This is a genomic window from Streptomyces sp. NPDC104309, from assembly GCF_055584025.1.
On the sequence record NZ_JBVJMV010000009.1, the window covers coordinates 245,153 to 264,361 of the forward strand.

A 19,209-nucleotide genomic window follows, 5' to 3' on the forward strand; every position below is an offset into this window, starting at 1 on the left:
CGGACCGGCCCTGCTCGACCCTTGGGGAGTACGCATGACAGAGCCTGGTACCGCGATCGGGCCGAGGGCGGTGACCGACTCCGTCGGGGCCGTTGTCGAGACGCGGGGCCTGACCAAGCGGTACCGGGGCGGCCAGCTCGCCGTGGACGGCCTCGATCTCGACGTTCCCGGCGGCAGCGTCTTCGGGTTCCTCGGGCCCAACGGCTCCGGGAAGACCACCACGATCCGGATGCTGATGGGCCTGATCGACCCCACGTCCGGCACCGCGCGGGTACTCGGCCACCCCATGCCGGGCGCGGCCCGCACCGTACTCCCGCAGGTGGGGGCGTTGATCGAGGGGCCCGCGCTGTACGGCTTCCTGAGCGGCCGGGACAATCTGCTGCGTTACGACTCGGCGGATCCGACGGCCGACCCGCACACCCGCCGGGTCCGGGTCGCACAGGCCCTGGACCGGGTCGGGCTGGCCGCTGCGGCCGGCAAGAAGGCCAAGGCGTACTCGCTCGGCATGAAGCAGCGTCTCGGTCTCGCCGCCGCTCTGCTCCAGCCGCGCCGCCTGCTCGTCCTGGACGAGCCGACCAACGGCCTGGACCCGCAGGGCATGCGCGAGATCCGCACGCTGGTGAGGGAACTGGCGGCGGAGGGCACCACCGTCTTCCTCTCCTCCCACCTCCTCGACGAGATCGAGCAGGTCTGCACCCACGTCGCGGTGATGGCCAGGGGCCGGCTGGTCATCCAGGGGCCGGTCGCGGATCTGGCGGCGGGCGCCCGCGGCCGGCTGGCCGTCACCACCCCGGACCCGGGCGATGCCGCCGGTGTCCTCAAGGAACGGGGCCTCACCGGCGTCACGGTCGACGGCGACCGGGTGAGCGCCGAGGCCCCGCCGGGCGATGTCGAACTCGCGGACCTCAGCTCGGCGCTGGTGCACGCCGGCGTACGCCTGAGGTCCTTCGGCATCGAACGGGCCTCGTTGGAGGATGCCTTCGTCGCACTCACCGGAGAGGGATTCGATGTCGCAGGCTGAAATCTCACCCGCGGCGGCGGGCAGGACGCGCAATCCGCTGTGGACCTTCGGAATCCTTCGCTCCGAACTGACCACCACACTCCGCCGCTGGCGCACCCTCGCACTGCTCGGGGTGCTGGCCGCCGTTCCCGTGCTCATCGGGATCGCGGTGAAGATCGAGACGAACCACGGCTCCTCACCCGGACCGGGCGGTGGCGGGGGAGGCCCCGCGTTCCTCTCCCAGGTGACCAACAACGGCCTCTTCCTGGTCTTCGCGGCCCTCGCCGTGACGCTCCCGGTCTTCCTCCCGATGGCCGTCGGGGTCGTGGCGGGCGACTCGATCGCGGGCGAGGCCAACGCCGGAACCCTGCGCTATCTTCTGGTCGCCCCGGCCGGCCGGACCCGGCTGCTGTTGACGAAGTACGCCTCGGTCCTCGCGTTCTGCCTGGTCGCGACGCTGGTCGTGGCCCTCTCGGCGCTCGCCGTGGGGGCGCTGCTCTTCCCCGTCGGCGAGGTCACCACCATCTCCGGGACCCGGATCGGCTTCGGTGAAGGGCTGCTGCGGGCCGGCCTGATCGCGGTGGTGGTCGCGGCGTCACTGGTCGGATTCGCGGCGATCGGCCTGTTCATCTCGACCCTCACCAGCAGCGGGATCGCGGCGATGGCCGCCACTGTCGGAATGCTGATCACCGTGCAGATCGTGGACACGATCCCGCAGCTGAGCGGCATCCATCCGTATCTCTTCCCGCACTACTGGATGTCGTACGCGGACCTGCTGCGCGACCCCGTGTACTGGGACGAGGTGGTCAAGAACCTGGGACTTCAGGGCTTGTACGCGGCGGTGTTCGGCGCGGCGGCCTGGGCCCGCTTCACGGTGAAGGACATCACCGCCTGACATCCGGCGGCTTCGCCCTCGCGCCGTCGGCCGGGCGAGCCGTCCCCCGATCGGCTCGTCGCGGCACGAACGGCACGAACGGTGCGAACAGCAGGAACGATACGACACGGCACGTTCCGTTTCCGCCTCGGTATTGTTCGACTTCTGACGACGGGCTGTCAACAAGGATTGGCTCAAACACACCTATGCTCACCGAATGATCACATCGCCGAGTTCACTGCGCCGCAGCGAGAGATCACGAAGGGCGACCCTGGAGGCCGCCCTCGCGCTGTGCACGGAGAAGGGGTACGGCCGCGTCACCATCGAGGCCATCGCGGCCAGGGCGGGTGTCAGCAAGAAGACGATCTACCGCTGGTGGCCGTCAAAGAGTGCGGTGATGCTGGAGGCGTTCACCGACGCGCTGGTCGGCACGACGCCGTTCGTGGACACCGGCGACATCGCCGCCGACCTGCGGGCCAATGTGATGGGCGCGGTGAAGCTGCTCTCCACACCGCCCTACGGCCCCGCGTACGCGGGGATCCTCTCGGAGGTCCACCATGACGACGCACTCGCGGAAACGGTCAGGACGAAGCTGATCGACCCCCGCTTCGAGGAGGCGGTCGACCGTCTGCGACGGGCCCAGGAACAAGGCCAGATCCCGCCGGACGCCGACCTCCCGCTGGCGGTGGAGATGCTGTACGGCCCGGTGTACTACCGCCATGTGCTGCGCAAGCCGGTGCAGGACGAGGAGACGATCCGGGCACTGGTCGACCACGTGCTGCGGGCGCTGGGGGCGCCACCGGAACCGTGAGAGCAGGCCAGAACGCACGATGACCAGAAGGCGCGATGGCTGTCGGACGGGTGTGCGAGCATGCGCGGATGGGATCCTTCTACGACTACTTCAGCGCGCCTGATGACCTCACGGCCCTGACGGCGTTCGAGCCGGGCGTCGAAGCGGCCGGGCTTCCGATGGTCCCGGTCAAGGGGATCGAGCCGTATGTGCAGTTGGGCCGGGCCGAGAGCCTGCTCACCGGCATGCCGTACGCGGATGTCACCGCGCTCCCGCGTTTCAACCAGCTGCTCAGCTCTCCCGAGGACGAATCCAGCTGGCTGGTCACCCTCACGGACGAGCTGCGCGACGCCCTCGCGTCCGCGAGGCCCGGACAACTGGAAACGGTGGCTGAACGCTGGTCGCACATCGAGGAGTTCGGCGACGACTGCGATCCGGGTCCACTGGCCGGCTTCCTCAAGGAGCTGGCGACCCTGGCCGCGGAGGCCGGAGCCCGGCGCGAACCGCACCGGCTCTACTGCCTGATGTCCCTCTGACATCCGGCCGAGCGCGGGCTCCCGGAGGGTGCGGGGTCCGACCGGGGCGGGTTCGGGCTCGGCGAGGTCTGCCGCTCGGTGAGGCCTGCTGCTCGGTGAGGCCTGCCGCTCAGCGGAACACCCGCTCCAGCACCTCGGCCACCCCGTCGGACTCGTTCGACGACGTCACCTCGTCCGCCGCGGCCCGGAGGTCCGGATGGGCGTCGGCCATCGCGACGCCGTACCCGGCCGCGCGGAACATCGGCAGGTCGTTGGGCATGTCCCCGAAGGCGATCGCGTGGCGCGCGTCCACGCCCAGGAAATCGGCGGCCAGCGCGAGCCCGCTCCCCTTGTCGACGCCCAATGGCTGCAACTCGACGGTGCCGGGGCCGGAGAGCGTGACGGAGGCGAGATCGCCGACCGCCGTACGGGCCGCCTCGGCCAGTGCGTCGTCGTCCAGCTCGGGGTGCCGGATGAGGACCTTGACGACGGGCGCGGACCACAACTCATGCCGATGACGCGTCCGTTGCGCGGGCAGCGTGGGGTGGGGCATCAGATATCCCGGCTCGATCAGCGTCCGGCCCTCGACGCCGTCCTGGTCCACGGCCGCGAAGACGGGCCCCACCTGGGCCTCGATCTTGCCGAGCGCGCTGTCGGCGGCCTCCCGGTCGAGGGTGACCGCGTGCACCAGGCGCCCGGTCCCGGCGTCGTACAGCTGGGTGCCCTGCCCGCAGACCGCGGGCCCCCGGTAGCCCAGCCCGGCGAGGAGTCGCCGTATGCCGGGCACGGGCCGCCCGGTGACCACGAGGTGCCGCGCCCCGGCTCGGGCGGCCAGGGCGAGCGCGGCGCGGGTGCGAGGGCTCACCGTGTCGTCGCGGCGCAGCAGGGTGCCGTCCAGATCGGTGGCGACGAGGGCGTACGCGGGCGGTATGGGCACGGATCAAGCCTGGGAGGCCGTTGGCCGGCTGACGGTGATCACTGAGTTTCCCCTGGTGGGAGTGGGGTGCGTGCGGGGCAGGGGCGGGGGCGGGGCGTCCCGCTTCCCCTTGATCGTACGGGGTGACCGACGCGTCCGCCGCGGGTGGAGCCGCCTCGGAGGGTGGGCAACGGGCGCGTGGGGCACCAGGGTTGGGGGCGGGGGCACGTGGACGCTCCGGTGTCCGAGGAGCCCGCCCGCGGCCTCACGCGTGGCAGCAACCGGCCGGGGCGATGCGGTCGCCGCGGAATTGGCGATGTCCCGTCATCCCCCCGAGCGACGTCGGAACAGTCTCCTGCCGAGGCGTTCCGCACGGCTGCTTCGCGTTGACAGGCGACGGTCGACTGCGTGTAATGAAACCGGTGTCGCGTGACGCCGGCCAAAGAGCAGTGGGCCGGCCGGCGGTCGGGCGAACACCCTTCTCCAAGGGGTCCGTCATGAGTTCCTGCTCCGCACCCTGTAACTGACGCGGCGCAGCCGCCGTACCTCCGTTCCCCGCCTTCGCGCTCCCCGGCACCGTCATGTGTGCCGCCGGAAGGCCAGGACCTGAGAGCTTCTCCCGCATCGCGCCATGTGCTGCCCCGCGCGGCGGACGGAAGCCCGTGCGGTGGCCGCGTCCCACGCGCAGCACGGTCAGCCGTTCCCGCAGTCGCTGCGGGCTCTCACCCTTCGTCCCGGAGACACAGAACCGTATGCCCACGTCTTTCGATCAAGCGGTCATCGAGGAGTTCCGCACCAATGGAGGGAAGGTCGGCGGCCCCTTCGAAGGCGCCGATCTGCTCCTGCTGACGACCACCGGCGCGAGGTCGGGGAAGGAGACCACCACCCCCCTCGGCCATGTCTGCCACGGCGATTCGCTGCTGATCGTCGGCTCCAACCTCGGGGCTCCGGCCCACCCCGCCTGGTACCACAATCTGCTCGCCCACCCCGTGGTGCGGGTGGAGCTCGGCACCCGTACCTTCCAGGCCCTCGCGGTCCCTGCGGAGGGAGCCCGGCGCGAGGAACTCTTCGCGCACGTGGTGAGGGCGGCGCCTGGGTACGGCGACTACCAGGCCCGGACGGCCCGGCTCCTGCCGGTCGTGGTGCTGGAGCGCGCCGAGCCCGACGGCTGGGAGGGCCCGCGCGAGGTCAACTCCCTTGCCGACAAGGTCATGGAGGTCCACACCTGGCTGCGGGGCCAGCTGCGCCAGGTGAAGGCGGAGGCCGACGCCCACTTCTCCGCACGGGCGGCCCACCGGGGCCCCGGCGAACCACCGCCCCCGAGCCTCGGGCTCCAGATCCGGCAGCGCTGCCTGGCCTTCTGCCGGGCCCTGGAGTTCCACCACACCAGCGAGGACGCGCACCTGTTCCCCGGAATCGCCCGCTACCACCCGCACTTGACCGACACCTTCGCCCGGCTCGCCGATGAACACCGCACGGTCGCGCGCATCCAGGGCGAGTTGGTGGCGCTGCTGGCGGACATCGGCATCAAGGATTCCGAGCGGTTCCACGCGGAGCTGGACAGGATGTCGAGGGAGCTGAACGCGCATCTGGACTACGAGGAGGAGCAGATCGTTCCCCTGTTGGCGGAGGTCCCATGGCCTCCGGGCCCTCAGGGCTCTTCAGTTCCCCCGGCTCCTGACGCTTCTTGAACCGAACCGAACCGAACCGAATCTGAATGGCTGAAAGGTTGTGCCGTGCGAGTGAGAGTCAAGGACTTCGATCACCTGGTGCTCAATGTGCGGGATGTCGAGCGCTCCCTGGAGTTCTACTGCGGCCCGCTCGGCCTGGAGCCGATCAGGGTCGACGAGTGGCGGGCCGGTGAGTTCCCGTTCCCGTCGGTGCGGGTCAGCCCGAGCATGATCATCGATTTGCTGGGCCGGCCGCGCTCCGCATCGAACGTCGATCACATCTGCCTGGTGGTCGAGCCGCTGGACTGGCAGCAGGTCATCGACTCGGGCACCTTCACCGTGCTGGAGGGTCCGGTCGGCCGCTCCGGCGCCCGGGGCGAGGCGCAGTCGGTGTACGTCCGGGACCCGGACGGCAACACCGTGGAGCTGCGCTGGTATCCCCAGGACGTGGTGGAGGACTGAACCGGCCGATCCGGGAAGGGTCCTGCCGCTCGCCTCGGAGGTGGGCGGCAGGACCCCGGCGGACACGCGCGCCGTCGCGCGGCCCTGTTCGAGCGGTCACGGTCCTCGCCGCGGCGGCCGGCGCACCCGGACGCGCCGGGGAATCCCGCGGCGTCAGCGTCGTCCGACGCTATTGCACACAGAACTCGTTGCCCTCGGGATCGGCGAGAACCGTCCACGTGCCCCCGGGCTGATCGACCTCGTGGAGCACCGTCGCGCCCAGCGCCTCCAGCCGTTTCACCTCGGCCTCGCGCCGCCCCGGGCCCGCGTGCACATCCAGGTGGAGGCGGTTCTTCGTCGTCTTGGACTCCGGTACGCGCTGGAACAGCAGCCGCCGTCCGAGGCCCATTCCGCTTTCCTCCTCGTACGGATCGTCCGGATGCCGCACCGCCACGAGGTCGCGCCAGGCCCGGCGGCCGTCGACCAGGACAGTTGCCTCTTCCGGCGCCGCCCCGAGGCCGAGCACCCGCTCGACCAGTGTGCTGTTGTCCTCGACCAGGTAGCCGAGGGCCTCGGCCCAGAAGGCGGCCTGGGCGTGCGGGTCGGACGCGTCGATGACGAGCTTCCAGTGCAGAGTCATGGAAACCGTTTATAGTGGTTACATGACCGAATCGGCAATGGGCACGCCGGGACTGATCCTCCACACACGGGAAGGCCGCCCCTATCGCTTCGATCCCGGCGCGCTGTGCCTGGAGTTGCTGCCCACCGGCGGGTATGCGCGGTACGCGGCGTACGAGGTGCTGCACACCCCCGCCGACCTGGTGCGATGGGCGGGCGAGAGCCGGCTGCCGGGCGGCCTGTCCCTCTCGGTGAGTACGGTGGAGCTGCGCCGCGCGCACGAGTTGCGCGGCGCCCTCTGGGATCTGGCCGCCGCCCGCGCGCACGGGCGCCCGCTCGCGTCGGCCGACCTCGCCACGGTGAACGCCGTGGCGGCCGAGCCCCCGCTCGCTCCTCGCATCGACGCCGACTCCGGCGGCCTCGCGTGGGCCCCGGACGCCACCGGAACGGCCCTTCTGTCGACCGTCGCCCGTGACGCGGTGGAGCTGTTCACCGGCCCTTACGCCGACCGCTTCCGCGAATGCGGCTCCGACACCTGCAAGTTGCTCTTCGTCGACACCTCACGGCCGGGCCGGCGGCGATGGTGCGCGATGGAGCGCTGCGGAAACCTCCACAAGGTCCGGGCCCACCGCGCCCGGCACGTCCCGAACGACTGAGAGCCGCGATCAGACGGCGTGGACGCGGTGCGGGGAATCGGGGACGGATGGGAGGACCCGGTTGATCCCGGCGTCCCCGTGGGCGGTGGGCGAGGTTCCGAAGACGAGGAACGACAACGTGGACAGGGCCGCGATGGCGGTGCGCAGGAGCATGCGGGAGCTCCCGGACATCAGCATGAGTCGGTTCATAAGATGTCAGGAAAATATAAGAATGTGATGTTTCCCGGGCATGCCCGGCGCGACGCGCTCAGGGCCGCCCGAATGCCGTACCGCTCACGTGGTCCGGGCGGTCCAGGTGGTCCATGTAGGCCCCGACGGCCCGGTGATCCGCCGCCGGCGCGATCAGGCCCACGTGATTGTCCGGGCGGACCAGAACGAGGGTGTCGGTACCGGGCTCGATGCCGTACGCCGTCCGGGCGTGGCCCGCTTCGTCGGTCAGCCGGACGGGGCCGCCGCCGTCCGCCCCGCCGGGGCCGCCCACGCCCACCCCGTACGCCCGCACCGCGTCGCCGTACGCCGATTCCGTCGCCCGCAGCGCCTCCGCCGTGCCCGGACCGAAGCCCAGCAGGGTGAAGTGCGGTCCGGCGAACGCCTCGAAGAGGCGGGTCGGTGCGCCTGTTGCGGCGTCGCGGCACGGGGCGTCCGGGGCGCGGTCGCCCGCTCGCAGACGGGGGGTGGTGGAACCCGTGGGGGAGAGCGAGCTCCAGCGGTAGCCGAGACTCAGCCCCATCGTCTCGCCGGTGACCGCCGCGTCCAGGCCGCCGCCCGGCCGCGCAATCGCGTCGAGCGTGACCCGCAGCCGCTCGGAGGTGATGCCGAGCGTCCAGGAGGCCACGGGCAGCCGCTCCTCCTCGTACGTGTCCAGCAGGCCGGGATCCGCCCGGCCGGTCACGACCCGGGCCAGCTTCCAGCCCAGGTTGAACGCGTCCTGGATCCCGGTGTTCATGCCCAGCCCGCCCGCGACGGAGTGCACGTGCGCGGCGTCCCCGGCCAGCAGCACGCGGCCCACCCGGTAGCGGTCGGCCAGGCGCTCGTTGACCCGGTACGTGGACAGCAGGGCGGCCCGCGACAGGCGGGTGCCCGGCAGCCCGGTGTGCTTGGCGAAGAGCCGCTGGAAGCTCTCCAGCGAGGGCGGCACGGGGGCTCCCGCCCGGTCCCGCTCCGGTCCCGCCTGGAACCACCAGCCCGACCGCGTACCCGGGATCGGGCACAGCAGCACGGCGCCGTCCTCGTCGAACCACTGGTGCCAGTAGTCGCGGTCGAGGCCGTCCACCTCCACGTCCCCGCAGACCATCGCCTGCTCCTCGGTCGTCGTCCCCTCGAACGCGACGCCGAGCAGCTTGCGTACCGGGCTGTGCCCGCCGTCGCAGCCCACCACGTACCGCGCCCCGATGCTCCGGCCGTCGGCGAGCGCGACCGTCACCGAATCGGCCCCCGCCGTCAACCCGGCTGCCTCCGAGCCGAGTTCGACATGTACGCCGTACTCCGCCAGGCGATCCCGCAGGATCTCCTCCAGCCGCCACTGGGCGATCATCCACGGCCGGTCGTACGGGGCGTCGGATGTCGGGCCGGACGCCTCGAACGGGTCGGCGTCGGCGACCGGCAGCCCGTTCCGGTACTTGCGCATGAGCGGCGGTGTCGAGCCCGCCGCCAGTACCCGGTCCACGACACCGAGGTCCTCCAGGACCTCCAGGGAACGGGGATTGGGGCCCTTGGCCCGTGAACTGCGCGGGAAATCAGCGGACTTGTCGATGATTCTTACGTCGATCGAGCGCCGGGCCAGATCGCAGGCAAGGGTCAGGCCGGTCGGACCCGAGCCGACGATCAGTACCTGGGTGATGGGCGCGGGGGCGGGTGTGGGCATGTGGGCTCCTCGGTCGTGGGTCCGTGGACATCCAGGAAAACGTAACCGAGTCAAAAAAGCAACTCGGTAACTAAAGATGTGCTTCCGTGGCCTCGCGGGCGTCGTACGCGGCGCGCGCCCTCGCGATCTCGCTCCGGTGTTCCTCGGTCCAGGTGACCAGCGCCCGGATCGTGGCGTGGAGCGTGCCGCCGAGCGGCGTCAGCTCGTACTCCACGCGCGGCGGCACCACCGCGTGGACCGTCCGCTCGACCAGTCCGTCGCGTTCCAGCTGGCGCAGGGTGACCGTCAGCATCCGCTGGCTGATGCCGTCGATCTCGCGGCGCAGCTGGGTGAAGCGGAGCCTGCGCCGGTCCAGCAGGGCGATGACGAGCAGGGACCACTTGTCGCCGACGCGGTCGAGGATCTGCCGCACCTCGCAGCCCTCGCGGGTGTCCCACTGGAACGGATCGGGATCGCCGATCAGTTCGCCCGCGCTCCCGGTGCCTTTGAGGTGACTCGGTGACTTCGAAGTGCCTTCTTCCATGGCAGCCGATGCTGGCGCACGATGCCAGTGGTTACAAGAGGGAACCGACCTTCATTCGAGTAACCACTCCATTCGCGTACCCGAAGGGGACAGCTGTGTCTGCCGCGCCCGAATCGCCTGCCCGGAGCCGACCGCCCGTGATGACCGCCCACGCCCGCGTCCTGCTCCTCGTCCTGTGCGGCACGATCTTCCTGGAGGGCATCGACGTCGCCATGCTCGCCGTGGCCGTGCCCTCGATCAGGGCCGATCTCGGTCTGTCGACCGGCACCGCGGCCTGGGTGATGAGCGCCTATGTGCTCGGATACGCCGGATTCACCCTGCTCGGCGGGCGCGCCGCCGATCTGCTGGGCAGACGGCGGATGTTCCTGCTCTGGCTCACCGTCTTCCTGCTCTTCTCCGGCCTCGGCGGCTTCGCGGAGCAGGGCTGGATGCTGCTCGTCGCCCGCTTCGTCACCGGCGTGGCCGCCGCGTTCATGACCCCGGCCGCGATGTCGCTCATCACCACCTCCTACGAGGAGGGGCCGCAGCGCAACAAGGCGCTGCTGGTCTTCGCCGGCACCGCCGCCGGCGGCTTCTCGCTCGGCCTCGTCATCGGCGGGCTGCTGACCCAGCTCGGCTGGCGCTGGGTGTTCTTCGCGCCCGTGCTGCTGGCCGGCGCCATCCTGCTCGCCGCGCTCCGGATCGTCCCGGCCGAGGCGCGTGTGGCCCGTACCGGCGGCTTCGACCTGGCGGGGGCCGCCGCGGCGGCCGGTGCGATGCTGCTGCTCGCGTACGGGATCGTGCGCCTGGAGCACGGGACGGCGGGCTGGGGATGGTCGGCGGGGGCGTTCGCCGCGGGGCTGCTCCTGATCGCGGCCTTCGTCCTGATCGAGCGGCGCTCCGCGGCCCCGCTGGTGAGGCTCGCCCTGCTGCGCCGGGCCTCGATGATCCGCGCCGACCTCGGCGCGCTGCTGTTCGTGGGCTCGTTCTTCGGCTTCCAGTTCGTGGTGACGCTCTACCTCCAGGAACTGCGCGGCTGGTCCTCGCTGCAGACCGCACTCGCCCTGGTGGCAATGGGCGCCGACGCGGTCATCGCGCCGACCCTCACCCCGCGCCTGGTGAACCGGTACGGCAATGCCCGGGTCGTCCTCGGCGGTTTCGTCCTCGCCCTCGTCTCGTACGCCCTGTTCCTGCCGGTCGGGGCGGACTGGTCGTACGCGGCGATGTTCCCGACGCTGATCCTCATCGGGACCGCCTTCGCCCTGGCCTACGGCCCGCTGACGATCGCGGCGACCGACGGCGTACCGGACCGGGACCAGGGGCTGGCGGGCGGGCTCCTGCACACCTCGACGCAGTTCGGCTCGGCGGTCGGGATCTCGGCGGTGACGGCGGTGTACGGGATCGCGTCGGCGGGCGCGGACGGTTCGCCCGGAGCCGCCTTGGCGGGCTACCGGGCGGCGCTCGTCGTCCCGGTGGTGATGGTGGCGGCGGGGGCGCTGGTCACCGCGCTGGGGTTGCGGACGGCGAGGACGAAGCAGCGTCCCCGGCCGACGGCGCCGGCCCCGCAGGCCGCGCGGCCAGAGCCAGCGCCTGCGCCCTCGTCCGCCGCACCGTCCGGAACGCGTCCCAGGTCAGCAGGGTGAGCGCCAGCCACACCAGGGCGAACCCGGCCCACCGCTCCGGCGGCATCTCCTCGTGGAAGTACAGGATGCCGAGGGCGAACTGGAAGACCGGTGCCAGATACTGCAGCAGGCCCAGCGTGGAGAGCGGTACCCGGATCGCCGCCGCCCCGAACAGGACGAGCGGTGTGGCCGTGACGATTCCCGTCGCCGCCAGCAGCGCCGCGTGGCCGAGGCCCTCTGAGCCGAACGTCGAATCGCCCTGAACGCCCAGCCACAGCAGATAGCCGAGCGCGGGCACGAACAGCACGGCGGTCTCGGCGCTGAGCGACTCCAGGCCGCCCATGTTGACCTTCTTCTTCACCAGGCCGTACGTCGCGAAGGAGAACGCCAGGGTCAGCGAGATCCACGGCGGTCGGCCGTAACCGATGGCCAGCACGAGCACCGCCGCGACGCCGGTGCCGACCGCCACCCACTGCGCGGGGCGCAGCCGTTCACCGAGGAGCAGGACGCCCATGGCGATGGTGACCAGCGGATTGATGAAGTAGCCGAGCGACGCCTCGACGACATGACCGTTGTTCACGGACCAGATGTACAGACCCCAGTTGACCGTGATCACGGCCGCGGCGACCGATATCAGGCCGAGCTTCTTCGGCTGCCGTATCAGCTCGCCGATCCAGGACCAGCGGCGCAGCACGAGCAGCGCGATGCCCACGACAGCGACGGACCAGACCATGCGGTGGGCGAGGATCTCGATCGCGCCGGCGGGCTTCAGCAGCGGCCAGAACAGGGGCACGAGACCCCACAGGCCGTAGGCGCCGATGCCGGACAGCAGTCCGGCCCGCTGTTCATTTGTCCCCTTCACGGGCCCTCCCGGCATGTCTGTGTCAACTGCTCCGCCGACTGCACGACGGTAACGCCGAAGGGGCCCCATGTCATAGCCGTATCGCCATACGGTCATGACATGGGGCCCCTGAGGTGGGGGGGAGGGGGAGGGGCGTCGGGCGAGTTACGCCGAGGCCACCGCGGCCGCCACCGTCTCGGCGAGCGGCGTCGTCGGGCGGCCGATCAGCCGGGCCAGGTCGCCGCTCGTCCCGGCGAGCAGCCCGCGCTCGATCGCCGCGTCCACGTCGACGAGGATCGCCGCGAAGCCCTCGGGTAGACCGGCGCCGACCAGGATCTCCTGGTGCACGGCGGCCGGCACGTTCTTGTGCACGATCTCCTTGCCGGTGGCCCGCGCGACCTCGGCCGCGTACTCCGCGAACGACCAGGCGACATCGCCGCTCAGCTCGTAGACCGCGCCCAGGTGGCCCTCGCCGGTCAGTACGGCGGCCGCGGCGGCGGCGTAGTCGGCGCGGGTGGCGGAGGAGACCCGGCCGTCGCCCGCGTTGGCGACGACGGCGCCGTGCGCCAGGACGGGGGCGAGATTGGCGGTGTAGTTCTCGGTGTACCAGCCGTTGCGCAGGAAGGTGTGCGGCAGTCCGGAGTCCAGGATCAGCTGCTCGGTGACCTTGTGCTCGGCGGCCAGCCGGAAGTCGGCGTCGGGGCCGCCCAGTACGCCGGTGTACGCGAGCTGGGCGACGCCCGCCGCCTTGGCCGCGTCGATGACGGCGGTGTGCTGCGGCACGCGCCTGCCGACCTCGCTGCCGGAGATGAGCAGGACGCGGTCACCGGCCCGGAAGACGCCCTTGAGGGACTCCGGACGGTCGTAGTCGGCGACGCGGAGCTCGACGCCGCGGGCGGCGAGCGGGGCGGCCTTCTCCTTGTCGCGGACGACGGCGGCGATCTCGTTCGCGGGCACGGTGGTGAGCAGCTGGTCGACGACGAGACGGCCGAGCTCTCCGGTGGCTCCGGTGACAACGATGCTCATGGGGGGTTTCTCCTCTTTCGCGGCACTGGTCCTTGTTCGGGCCGATGTCACTCACTCTACGGAGCGTACTAACCAATCGAAAGTACCCACTTTGAAGTAAGGTACTGGCATGAGCGTGAGTGACCTGAACGAGAAACCCGATGTGAACCAGCGGATGTGCCCCTCCCGCCTGGTGCTCGAACATGTCACCAGCCGCTGGGGCGTCCTCGTCCTCGCCGCCCTGCTGGAACGCTCGTACCGCTTCAGCGAGCTGCGCCGTGAGGTCGGCGGTGTCAGCGAGAAGATGCTGGCCCAGACCCTCCAGACGCTGGAGCGCGACGGCTTCGTACACCGAGACGCGAAACCGGTGATCCCGCCGCGGGTGGACTACTCGCTCACCGAGCTGGGCCGGGAGGCCGCCGAGCAGGTGTGGGCGCTGGCGCGCTGGACGGAGCGCCGTCTGGACGCCGTGCAGGCGGCGCGCGGGACGTACGACCGGCAGAAGGCGCGCGAGGCGCGGGACGTCCGGGAAACCGGGGCTCAGTCCGGCTGAGGCGAGCGCCCCTCCTCCAGCGCCCGCAGCGCCCGCGAGACGTCGAACGGCAGGATCGTCACCGCCACGTGCGGCAGCTGCGCCAGCGTCTTCGCCATCTGCTCGCCCGTGCCCCGGTGCAGCAGCTTCCCGAGCACAGTGCTGTACGTCCGCCGGGGCACCAGCACCGTCAGCGAGGTGTCACCGTCCTCCGTGGTGCGGGACGCCAGCTCCTTCATCGCATGGCGCAGCCGCCGGTCCGGGCACTGCACCAGCTCCAGCGAGACGGATGTGGCGTCCGTCGCCTCCCAGCGGGCGGCCAGCCGTCTGCCGTACGCCTCGTCGATCGCGAAGTGCACCGCCCGGATCTCGTCCGGGCGCAGCTCATGGGCGTACCGCAGGGCCTTCAATGTCGCCAGATCGAGCGTTTCGACGAGGACGAAGACCAGATGGCGGCGGTAGCGCGCCCGGTCGGCGCCCGGAGCATGGATGCTCTGCAGCGCGGTGGCCTCGTGCCGGTACTCGCGGTTGATCCGCGTCAGCGCCCAGACCCCGAGCGGGAAGACCACCACGACCAGCCAGGCGCCCTCGGTGAACTTGGTGACCGCGAAGATCAGCACGACGGCGGCCGAGATGGCCGCGGCGAGCCCGTTGACCGCGATCTTCAGCCTGCGGTACGGCTCCCGGCGCCTCAGGTGGTACGCGGTGAGGCCGGCCCCGGCCATGGTGAAGGCGGTGAACACGCCGATCGCGTACAGCGCCACCAGCCGGTCCACGCTGGCGCCGGTCACCAGCAGCAGCGCCAGCGAGACGACGGTCAGCGCGATGATGCCGTTGGAGAACGCCAGCCGGTGCCCGCGCCGGGTCAGCATCCTCGGCAGGAACCGGTCCTCGGCGACGAAGCTGGCGAGGTACGGGAAGCCGGTGAACGGGGTGTTGGCACCGGTGTAGAGGACCAGCGCGGTCGTCAGCTGCACGAAGACCAGCCCGACCGTCCCGAGCGGGCCGCCGCCGAACGCGAGATGGGCCTCCTGCGCGATGACGGTCGGAGTGCCGTCGGTGTACGGGACGGCATGGGTGAAGTGCGCCAGCGTGGAGACACCGAGGACGAGGACGCCCAGGACCAGGCTCATGGCGATGAGGGTGCGGCGGGCGTTGCGGCCCTGGGGTTCACGGAACGTGGAGATGCCGTTGGAGATCGCTTCGAGCCCGGTGAGGGACGAGCCGCCGTTGGCGAACGAGCGCAGCACGATGAAGAGCGAGGCGCCGTACAGCCAGCCGCTGCCCGGGGTGCCGAGCGGCACGACCCCGTCGGCGTGCAGATCGGCGTGCGGCAGTTCGCCCGTGAGCCCGCGCAGCGCGGCGACGAGCAGGACGAGGCCGACGGCGGCCATGAAGAGATACGCGGGCAGCGCGAAGGCCCGGCCGGCCTCGCGGACCCCGCGCAGATTCCCGTACGCGAGCAGCACGATGACGGCGACGGAGACCGGCAGCTGGAGATGGTCCAGGCCGGTGAAGCTGTTGCCGATCAGATGGGCGAGCGAGATCAGGGCGTTGGTGCCGGCCGAGACCTGGACGGCGACGGTGACGATGTAGTCGACCAGCAGCGCCACGGCGGCGATCTGCGCGACGTTGGGCCCGAAGTTCTCCCGGGCGACGACGTACGAGCCGCCCGCCCGGGTGTAGATCATCACGACGTCGCTGTAGCAGAGGGTCAGCAGCAGCAGTACGAGCAGGATCGCGCCGGTCACCGGCATGAGCAGGGTGAAGGCGGCGGCACCGACGACGGGCACGAGGACCCGGAGCATCTCCTCGGAGCCGTACGCGGACGAACTGATGCAGTCGGAGGCGAGCACCCCGAGCGCCGTCCGGTTGTCGAGCTTCTCCTCGCTGATGCGCTCGGTGGTGAGTGCTCTGCCGAGCAGACGCCGCTTGATGCGGTACGCGAGGCGGTCCGGGGTCATGGCCACATGGTGCGCGGTGGCAGCTCGCACCCCCGGCCGCAAACGCCGGACGGGCCGAAATTCAGCCCGTCCGGCGAGGCGGCGCACCCTTGCGGGTGTCCGTCAGCCGACGACCGTCCAGTTGTCGTTGCCCGCGAGCAGTGCGGCCAGGTCGCCCTTGCCGTTCTGTTCGACGGCGGTGTCGAGCTGTTCGGCCATCTGCGTGTCGTAGACCGGCCGGTCGACGCTGCGCAGTACCCCGATGGGGGTCTGGTGCAGGGTGTCGGGATCGGCGAGCCGGGACAGCGCGAAGGCCGTGGTGGGACTGGCGGCGTGGGCGTCGTGGACGAGGACCTGCGACCGGTTCTCCTCGGTGACCGTGACGACCTTGAGGTCTCCGGTGGCCGGGTCGCGGACCACGCCCTTGGTGTCGTCCCCGAAGAGGATCGGCTGCCCGTGTTCCAGCCGGATGACCGCGTTCTGCGCCTGGTCCTTGTCCTTGAGGACCTCGAAGGCGCCGTCGTTGAAGATGTTGCAGTTCTGGTAGATCTCCACCAGCGCCGTGCCCGGGTGGTCGGCCGCCGCGCGCAGCACGCTCGTGAGGTGCTTGCGGTCGGAGTCGATGGTGCGGGCGACGAAGGACGCCTCCGCGCCGATGGCCAGGGACACCGGGTTGAAGGGGGCGTCGAGCGAGCCCATCGGCGTCGACTTGGTGATCTTGCCGATTTCGGAGGTGGGGGAGTACTGGCCCTTGGTGAGCCCGTAGATCCGGTTGTTGAAGAGCAGGATCTTGAGGTTCACGTTGCGGCGCAGCGCGTGAATGAGGTGGTTGCCGCCGATGGACAGCGCGTCGCCGTCGCCCGTGACGACCCAGACGGACAGGTCGCGGCGGGAGGAGGCGAGGCCGGTGGCGATGGCCGGGGCGCGGCCGTGGATCGAGTGCATCCCGTAGGTGTTCATGTAGTACGGGAAGCGGGAGCTGCAGCCGATGCCGGAGACGAAGACGATGTTCTCCTTCGCCAGTCCGAGTTCGGGCATGAAGCCCTGTACGGCGGCGAGGACCGCGTAGTCACCGCAGCCGGGGCACCAGCGCACCTCCTGGTCGGACTTGAAGTCCTTCATGGACTGTTTGGCCTCGGCCTTGGGCACCAGTTGGAGAAGTTCGTTGGTGTCAGGCATCGATGGCCTCCTTGAGAGCCCTCGCGAGCTGTTCGGCCTTGAACGGCATTCCGTTGACCTGGTTGTAACTGCGCGCGTCGACGAGGTACTTGGCCCGGATGAGCGTGGCGAGCTGGCCCAGGTTCATCTCCGGCACGACCACCTTGTCGTAACGCTTCAGCACCTCGCCGAGATTCCTCGGGAAGGGGTTGAGGTTGCGCAGATGGGCCTGGGCGATGGGATGTCCGGCGGCGCGCAGCCGGCGGACGGCGGCGGTGATGGGGCCGTAGGTCGAGCCCCAGCCCAGTACGAGCGTTCGCGCGTCGGCCGGGTCGTCGACGTCGAGATCGGGGACCTCGATGCCGTCGATCTTGGCCTGGCGGGTGCGGACCATGAAGTCGTGGTTGGCGGGGTCGTAGGAGATGTTGCCGCTGCCGTCCTGCTTCTCGATGCCGCCGATGCGGTGTTCGAGGCCGGGGGTGCCGGGGATCGCCCACGGGCGGGCCAGGGTCTGCGGGTCGCGCTTGTACGGCCAGAACACCTCGGTGCCGTCGGCCAGTTCGTGGTTCGGGCCGGTGGCGAACCGGACGCGCAGGTCGGGCAGTTCGTCGATCTCGGGGATCTTCCACGGCTCGGAGCCGTTGGCGAGGTAGCCGTCGGAGAGCAGGAAGACCGGGGTGCGGTAGGTCAGCGCGATCCGGGCGGCGTCGAGCGCGGCGTCGAAGCAGTCCGCCGGGGTCTTCGGGGCGACGATCGGGACCGGGGCCTCGCCGTTGCGCCCGTACATCGCCTGGAGCAGGTCGGCCTGCTCGGTCTTGGTGGGCAGGCCGGTGGACGGGCCGCCGCGCTGGATGTCGATGACGATCAGCGGCAGTTCGAGGGAGACGGCGAGCCCGATGGTCTCCGACTTCAGGGCCACACCCGGCCCGGAGGTCGTCGTCACCGCGAGGGACCCGCCGAACGCGGCGCCCAGCGCCGCACCGATGCCGGCGATCTCGTCCTCGGCCTGGAAGGTGCGTACACCGAAGTTCTTGTGCTTGCTGAGCTCGTGCAGGATGTCGGAGGCCGGGGTGATCGGGTACGAGCCCAGGTAGAGCGGCAGATCCGCCTGCCGGCCTGCGGCGATCAGGCCGTAGGACAGTGCCAGGTTCCCGGAGATGTTGCGGTACGTGCCGGTCGGGAAGGCATGCGAGGCCGGCGCCACCTCGTAGCTGACCGCGAAGTCCTCCGTCGTCTCCCCGAAGTTCCACCCGGCCCGGAACGCGGTCACGTTCGCCTCGGCGATCTGCGGCTTCTTCGCGAACTTGGCGCGAAGGAACGTCTCGGTTCCCTCGGTCGGCCGGTGGTACATCCAGGAGAGCAACCCGAGCGCGAACATGTTCTTCGAGCGCTCGGCCTCCTTGCGGGAGAGCCCGAACTCCTTCAACGCCTCGATCGTCAGCGTGGTCAGCGGCACCGGATGGACGTTGTACGCCTCCAGCGAGCCGTCCTCCAGGGGGCTGGTCTCATAGCCGACCTTGGCCATCGGACGCTTGGTGAACTCATCGGTGTTGACGATGATTTCGGCGCCGCGCGGCACATCGCCGAGGTTCGCCCTGAGGGCGGCCGGGTTCATCGCGACCAGGACGTTCGGGGCGTCGCCCGGCGTCAGGATGTCGTGATCGGCGAAATGCAGCTGGAACGAGGAAACCCCCGGCAGGGTGCCTGCGGGGGCGCGGATCTCGGCGGGAAAGTTCGGCAGCGTGGAAAGATCGTTCCCGAAGGAAGCGGTCTCCGAGGTGAAACGGTCACCCGTGAGCTGCATACCGTCTCCGGAGTCACCCGCGAAACGGATGATCACCCGGTCCAGACGACGGATCTCCTTCTCGCCGGCGCCCGCGTGACCGGAGCGGGGGGCACGCTGTCCCCCGACGAGCGCCTCGCTGGCCTCATCGGCCTGTTCGGCTGGGCTACTGACCTGGCTGGTCACTGAACTGGACCTCCCTCGGGGCGGCGGCTCGGGACCCGCCGGCCCGCCGACGGTCCCAAGGCCCACCCTACGTCGGTAAGGGTCGCCTTCCCTGGACCGATCATATGGTGGACGTCGTTTTGAGACGCGATTTGATAGTGATTTGTCATGTTTTGCAAGCCCCCCGGCCGTTCGACGAAGACGCTGTGCACTCATTCTTTGGTTCTAGGACCCCCGGCCGCTCTCCGGTTCCGGGGCCCCGATCACCGCGGCGGTCGGCGCCGGCCCCCGCGGTGACCTCGGTGATTCATGCG

At 70.5% G+C, this 19,209-nt stretch carries 18 protein-coding genes and 1 pseudogene; 9 read left to right on the top strand and 10 right to left on the bottom strand.

All coding sequences use genetic code 11. The features are described 5' to 3' along the window. The first annotated feature begins 34 nt into the window (after positions 1-34). From ACZ68L_RS16330 to ACZ68L_RS16345, 4 genes are all read left to right on the top strand, one after another. Positions 35-1,021, top strand: a complete 987-nt coding sequence (locus tag ACZ68L_RS16330) for an ABC transporter ATP-binding protein (RefSeq protein ID WP_469577465.1) — start codon at positions 35-37, stop codon at positions 1,019-1,021. Then, positions 1,008-1,895, top strand: coding sequence for an ABC transporter permease (locus ACZ68L_RS16335; RefSeq protein ID WP_469577466.1), 888 nt, complete (start codon positions 1,008-1,010; stop codon positions 1,893-1,895). Before ACZ68L_RS16330 ends, ACZ68L_RS16335 begins: the two co-directional genes overlap by 14 nt. A 196-nt stretch (positions 1,896-2,091) precedes the next feature. After that, the gene (locus tag ACZ68L_RS16340) at positions 2,092-2,685 is read left to right on the top strand and encodes a TetR/AcrR family transcriptional regulator (RefSeq protein ID WP_469577467.1); all 594 of its coding nucleotides are present in this window, start codon (positions 2,092-2,094) and stop codon (positions 2,683-2,685) included. A 68-nt stretch (positions 2,686-2,753) separates the two neighbouring features. Further along, positions 2,754-3,200: a hypothetical protein gene (locus ACZ68L_RS16345; RefSeq protein WP_469577468.1), complete on the top strand. Its 447-nt coding sequence runs from the start codon at positions 2,754-2,756 to the stop codon at positions 3,198-3,200. Positions 3,201-3,309: 109 nt separating this feature from the next. Here the strand turns inward: ACZ68L_RS16345 and ACZ68L_RS16350 are convergent, their stop codons facing one another. Beyond that, positions 3,310-4,116 carry an HAD family hydrolase gene (locus ACZ68L_RS16350; protein WP_469577469.1) on the bottom strand — a complete coding sequence of 269 codons (807 nt, stop codon included), beginning with the start codon at positions 4,114-4,116 and terminating at the stop codon, positions 3,310-3,312. A gap of 731 nt (positions 4,117-4,847) precedes the next feature. Between ACZ68L_RS16350 and ACZ68L_RS16355 the strand changes: the two genes are divergently transcribed. Together ACZ68L_RS16355 and ACZ68L_RS16360 are read left to right on the top strand one after the other, a co-directional pair. Then, on the top strand, positions 4,848-5,786 hold the full coding sequence (locus ACZ68L_RS16355; RefSeq protein ID WP_469577470.1) for a nitroreductase/quinone reductase family protein: 939 nt from the start codon (positions 4,848-4,850) through the stop codon (positions 5,784-5,786). A 51-nt stretch (positions 5,787-5,837) separates the two neighbouring features. After that, entirely contained in the window at positions 5,838-6,227 is a 390-nt protein-coding gene (locus ACZ68L_RS16360) for a VOC family protein (protein WP_469577517.1), read from the top strand. A gap of 169 nt (positions 6,228-6,396) precedes the next feature. Here the strand turns inward: ACZ68L_RS16360 and ACZ68L_RS16365 are convergent, their stop codons facing one another. Beyond that, on the bottom strand, positions 6,397-6,846 hold the full coding sequence (locus ACZ68L_RS16365) for a VOC family protein (protein WP_469577471.1): 450 nt from the start codon (positions 6,844-6,846) through the stop codon (positions 6,397-6,399). 22 nt (positions 6,847-6,868) lie between these two features. On the opposite strand from ACZ68L_RS16365, the gene ACZ68L_RS16370 reads away from it, so the two are divergent. Beyond that, positions 6,869-7,480: a CGNR zinc finger domain-containing protein gene (locus ACZ68L_RS16370; RefSeq protein ID WP_469577472.1), complete on the top strand. Its 612-nt coding sequence runs from the start codon at positions 6,869-6,871 to the stop codon at positions 7,478-7,480. A gap of 9 nt (positions 7,481-7,489) precedes the next feature. On the opposite strand, the gene ACZ68L_RS16375 is transcribed toward ACZ68L_RS16370, so the two are convergent. The 3 genes from ACZ68L_RS16375 to ACZ68L_RS16385 all read right to left on the bottom strand — a co-directional run bounded on the left by ACZ68L_RS16375 (position 7,490) and on the right by ACZ68L_RS16385 (position 9,867). Further along, positions 7,490-7,669: a hypothetical protein gene (locus ACZ68L_RS16375; protein ID WP_469577473.1), complete on the bottom strand. Its 180-nt coding sequence runs from the start codon at positions 7,667-7,669 to the stop codon at positions 7,490-7,492. A 58-nt stretch (positions 7,670-7,727) separates the two neighbouring features. Continuing rightward, positions 7,728-9,344 (bottom strand): FAD-dependent monooxygenase, encoded by a 1,617-nt coding sequence (locus ACZ68L_RS16380; RefSeq protein WP_469577474.1) that lies wholly within the window; start codon positions 9,342-9,344, stop codon positions 7,728-7,730. A gap of 70 nt (positions 9,345-9,414) precedes the next feature. Beyond that, a complete protein-coding gene (locus ACZ68L_RS16385; protein WP_469577475.1) occupies positions 9,415-9,867 on the bottom strand; it encodes a winged helix-turn-helix transcriptional regulator in 453 nt (150 codons plus the stop codon). 212 nt (positions 9,868-10,079) lie between these two features. Between ACZ68L_RS16385 and ACZ68L_RS16390 the strand changes: the two are divergent. After that, positions 10,080-11,159 (top strand): annotated as a pseudogene (locus tag ACZ68L_RS16390) (MFS transporter); the annotation flags it as partial. 187 nt (positions 11,160-11,346) lie between these two features. Here ACZ68L_RS16390 and rarD read toward each other — a convergent pair. Beyond that, on the bottom strand, positions 11,347-12,330 hold the full coding sequence (rarD, locus tag ACZ68L_RS16395; RefSeq protein WP_469577476.1) for an EamA family transporter RarD: 984 nt from the start codon (positions 12,328-12,330) through the stop codon (positions 11,347-11,349). 144 nt (positions 12,331-12,474) lie between these two features. Then, positions 12,475-13,335 carry an SDR family oxidoreductase gene (locus ACZ68L_RS16400; RefSeq protein WP_469577477.1) on the bottom strand — a complete coding sequence of 287 codons (861 nt, stop codon included), beginning with the start codon at positions 13,333-13,335 and terminating at the stop codon, positions 12,475-12,477. Between the two features lie 109 nt (positions 13,336-13,444). Between ACZ68L_RS16400 and ACZ68L_RS16405 the strand changes: the two genes are divergently transcribed. Continuing rightward, entirely contained in the window at positions 13,445-13,867 is a 423-nt protein-coding gene (locus ACZ68L_RS16405; protein ID WP_469577478.1) for a winged helix-turn-helix transcriptional regulator, read from the top strand. On the opposite strand, the gene ACZ68L_RS16410 is transcribed toward ACZ68L_RS16405, so the two are convergent. The 3 genes from ACZ68L_RS16410 to ACZ68L_RS16420 all read right to left on the bottom strand — a co-directional run bounded on the left by ACZ68L_RS16410 (position 13,855) and on the right by ACZ68L_RS16420 (position 18,916). After that, a complete protein-coding gene (locus ACZ68L_RS16410) occupies positions 13,855-15,810 on the bottom strand; it encodes an APC family permease (RefSeq protein WP_469577479.1) in 1,956 nt (651 codons plus the stop codon). The two genes, ACZ68L_RS16405 and ACZ68L_RS16410, sit on opposite strands and share 13 nt — an antisense overlap. A 102-nt stretch (positions 15,811-15,912) precedes the next feature. After that, positions 15,913-16,968, bottom strand: a complete 1,056-nt coding sequence (locus tag ACZ68L_RS16415; protein WP_469577480.1) for a 2-oxoacid:ferredoxin oxidoreductase subunit beta — start codon at positions 16,966-16,968, stop codon at positions 15,913-15,915. Further along, positions 16,961-18,916, bottom strand: a complete 1,956-nt coding sequence (locus ACZ68L_RS16420; protein ID WP_469577481.1) for a 2-oxoacid:acceptor oxidoreductase subunit alpha — start codon at positions 18,914-18,916, stop codon at positions 16,961-16,963. Before ACZ68L_RS16420 ends, ACZ68L_RS16415 begins: the two co-directional genes overlap by 8 nt. Between the last annotated feature and the right edge of the window lie 293 nt (positions 18,917-19,209).

What these genes read in the sequence shown, in the direction of transcription:
- ACZ68L_RS16330 (WP_469577465.1), top strand. Translation starts at nt 35, where the DNA reads ATGACAGAGCCTGGTACCGCGATCGGGCCGAGGGCGGTGACCGACTCC.
- ACZ68L_RS16335 (WP_469577466.1), top strand. Translation starts at nt 1,008, where the DNA reads ATGTCGCAGGCTGAAATCTCACCCGCGGCGGCGGGCAGGACGCGCAAT.
- ACZ68L_RS16340 (WP_469577467.1), top strand. Translation starts at nt 2,092, where the DNA reads ATGATCACATCGCCGAGTTCACTGCGCCGCAGCGAGAGATCACGAAGG.
- ACZ68L_RS16345 (WP_469577468.1), top strand. Translation starts at nt 2,754, where the DNA reads ATGGGATCCTTCTACGACTACTTCAGCGCGCCTGATGACCTCACGGCC.
- ACZ68L_RS16355 (WP_469577470.1), top strand. Translation starts at nt 4,848, where the DNA reads ATGCCCACGTCTTTCGATCAAGCGGTCATCGAGGAGTTCCGCACCAAT.
- ACZ68L_RS16365 (WP_469577471.1), bottom strand. Translation starts at nt 6,846, where the DNA reads ATGACTCTGCACTGGAAGCTCGTCATCGACGCGTCCGACCCGCACGCC.
- ACZ68L_RS16370 (WP_469577472.1), top strand. Translation starts at nt 6,869, where the DNA reads ATGACCGAATCGGCAATGGGCACGCCGGGACTGATCCTCCACACACGG.
- ACZ68L_RS16375 (WP_469577473.1), bottom strand. Translation starts at nt 7,669, where the DNA reads ATGAACCGACTCATGCTGATGTCCGGGAGCTCCCGCATGCTCCTGCGC.
- ACZ68L_RS16380 (WP_469577474.1), bottom strand. Translation starts at nt 9,344, where the DNA reads ATGCCCACACCCGCCCCCGCGCCCATCACCCAGGTACTGATCGTCGGC.
- ACZ68L_RS16385 (WP_469577475.1), bottom strand. Translation starts at nt 9,867, where the DNA reads ATGGAAGAAGGCACTTCGAAGTCACCGAGTCACCTCAAAGGCACCGGG.
- ACZ68L_RS16400 (WP_469577477.1), bottom strand. Translation starts at nt 13,335, where the DNA reads ATGAGCATCGTTGTCACCGGAGCCACCGGAGAGCTCGGCCGTCTCGTC.
- ACZ68L_RS16405 (WP_469577478.1), top strand. Translation starts at nt 13,445, where the DNA reads ATGAGCGTGAGTGACCTGAACGAGAAACCCGATGTGAACCAGCGGATG.
- ACZ68L_RS16410 (WP_469577479.1), bottom strand. Translation starts at nt 15,810, where the DNA reads ATGACCCCGGACCGCCTCGCGTACCGCATCAAGCGGCGTCTGCTCGGC.
- ACZ68L_RS16415 (WP_469577480.1), bottom strand. Translation starts at nt 16,968, where the DNA reads ATGCCTGACACCAACGAACTTCTCCAACTGGTGCCCAAGGCCGAGGCC.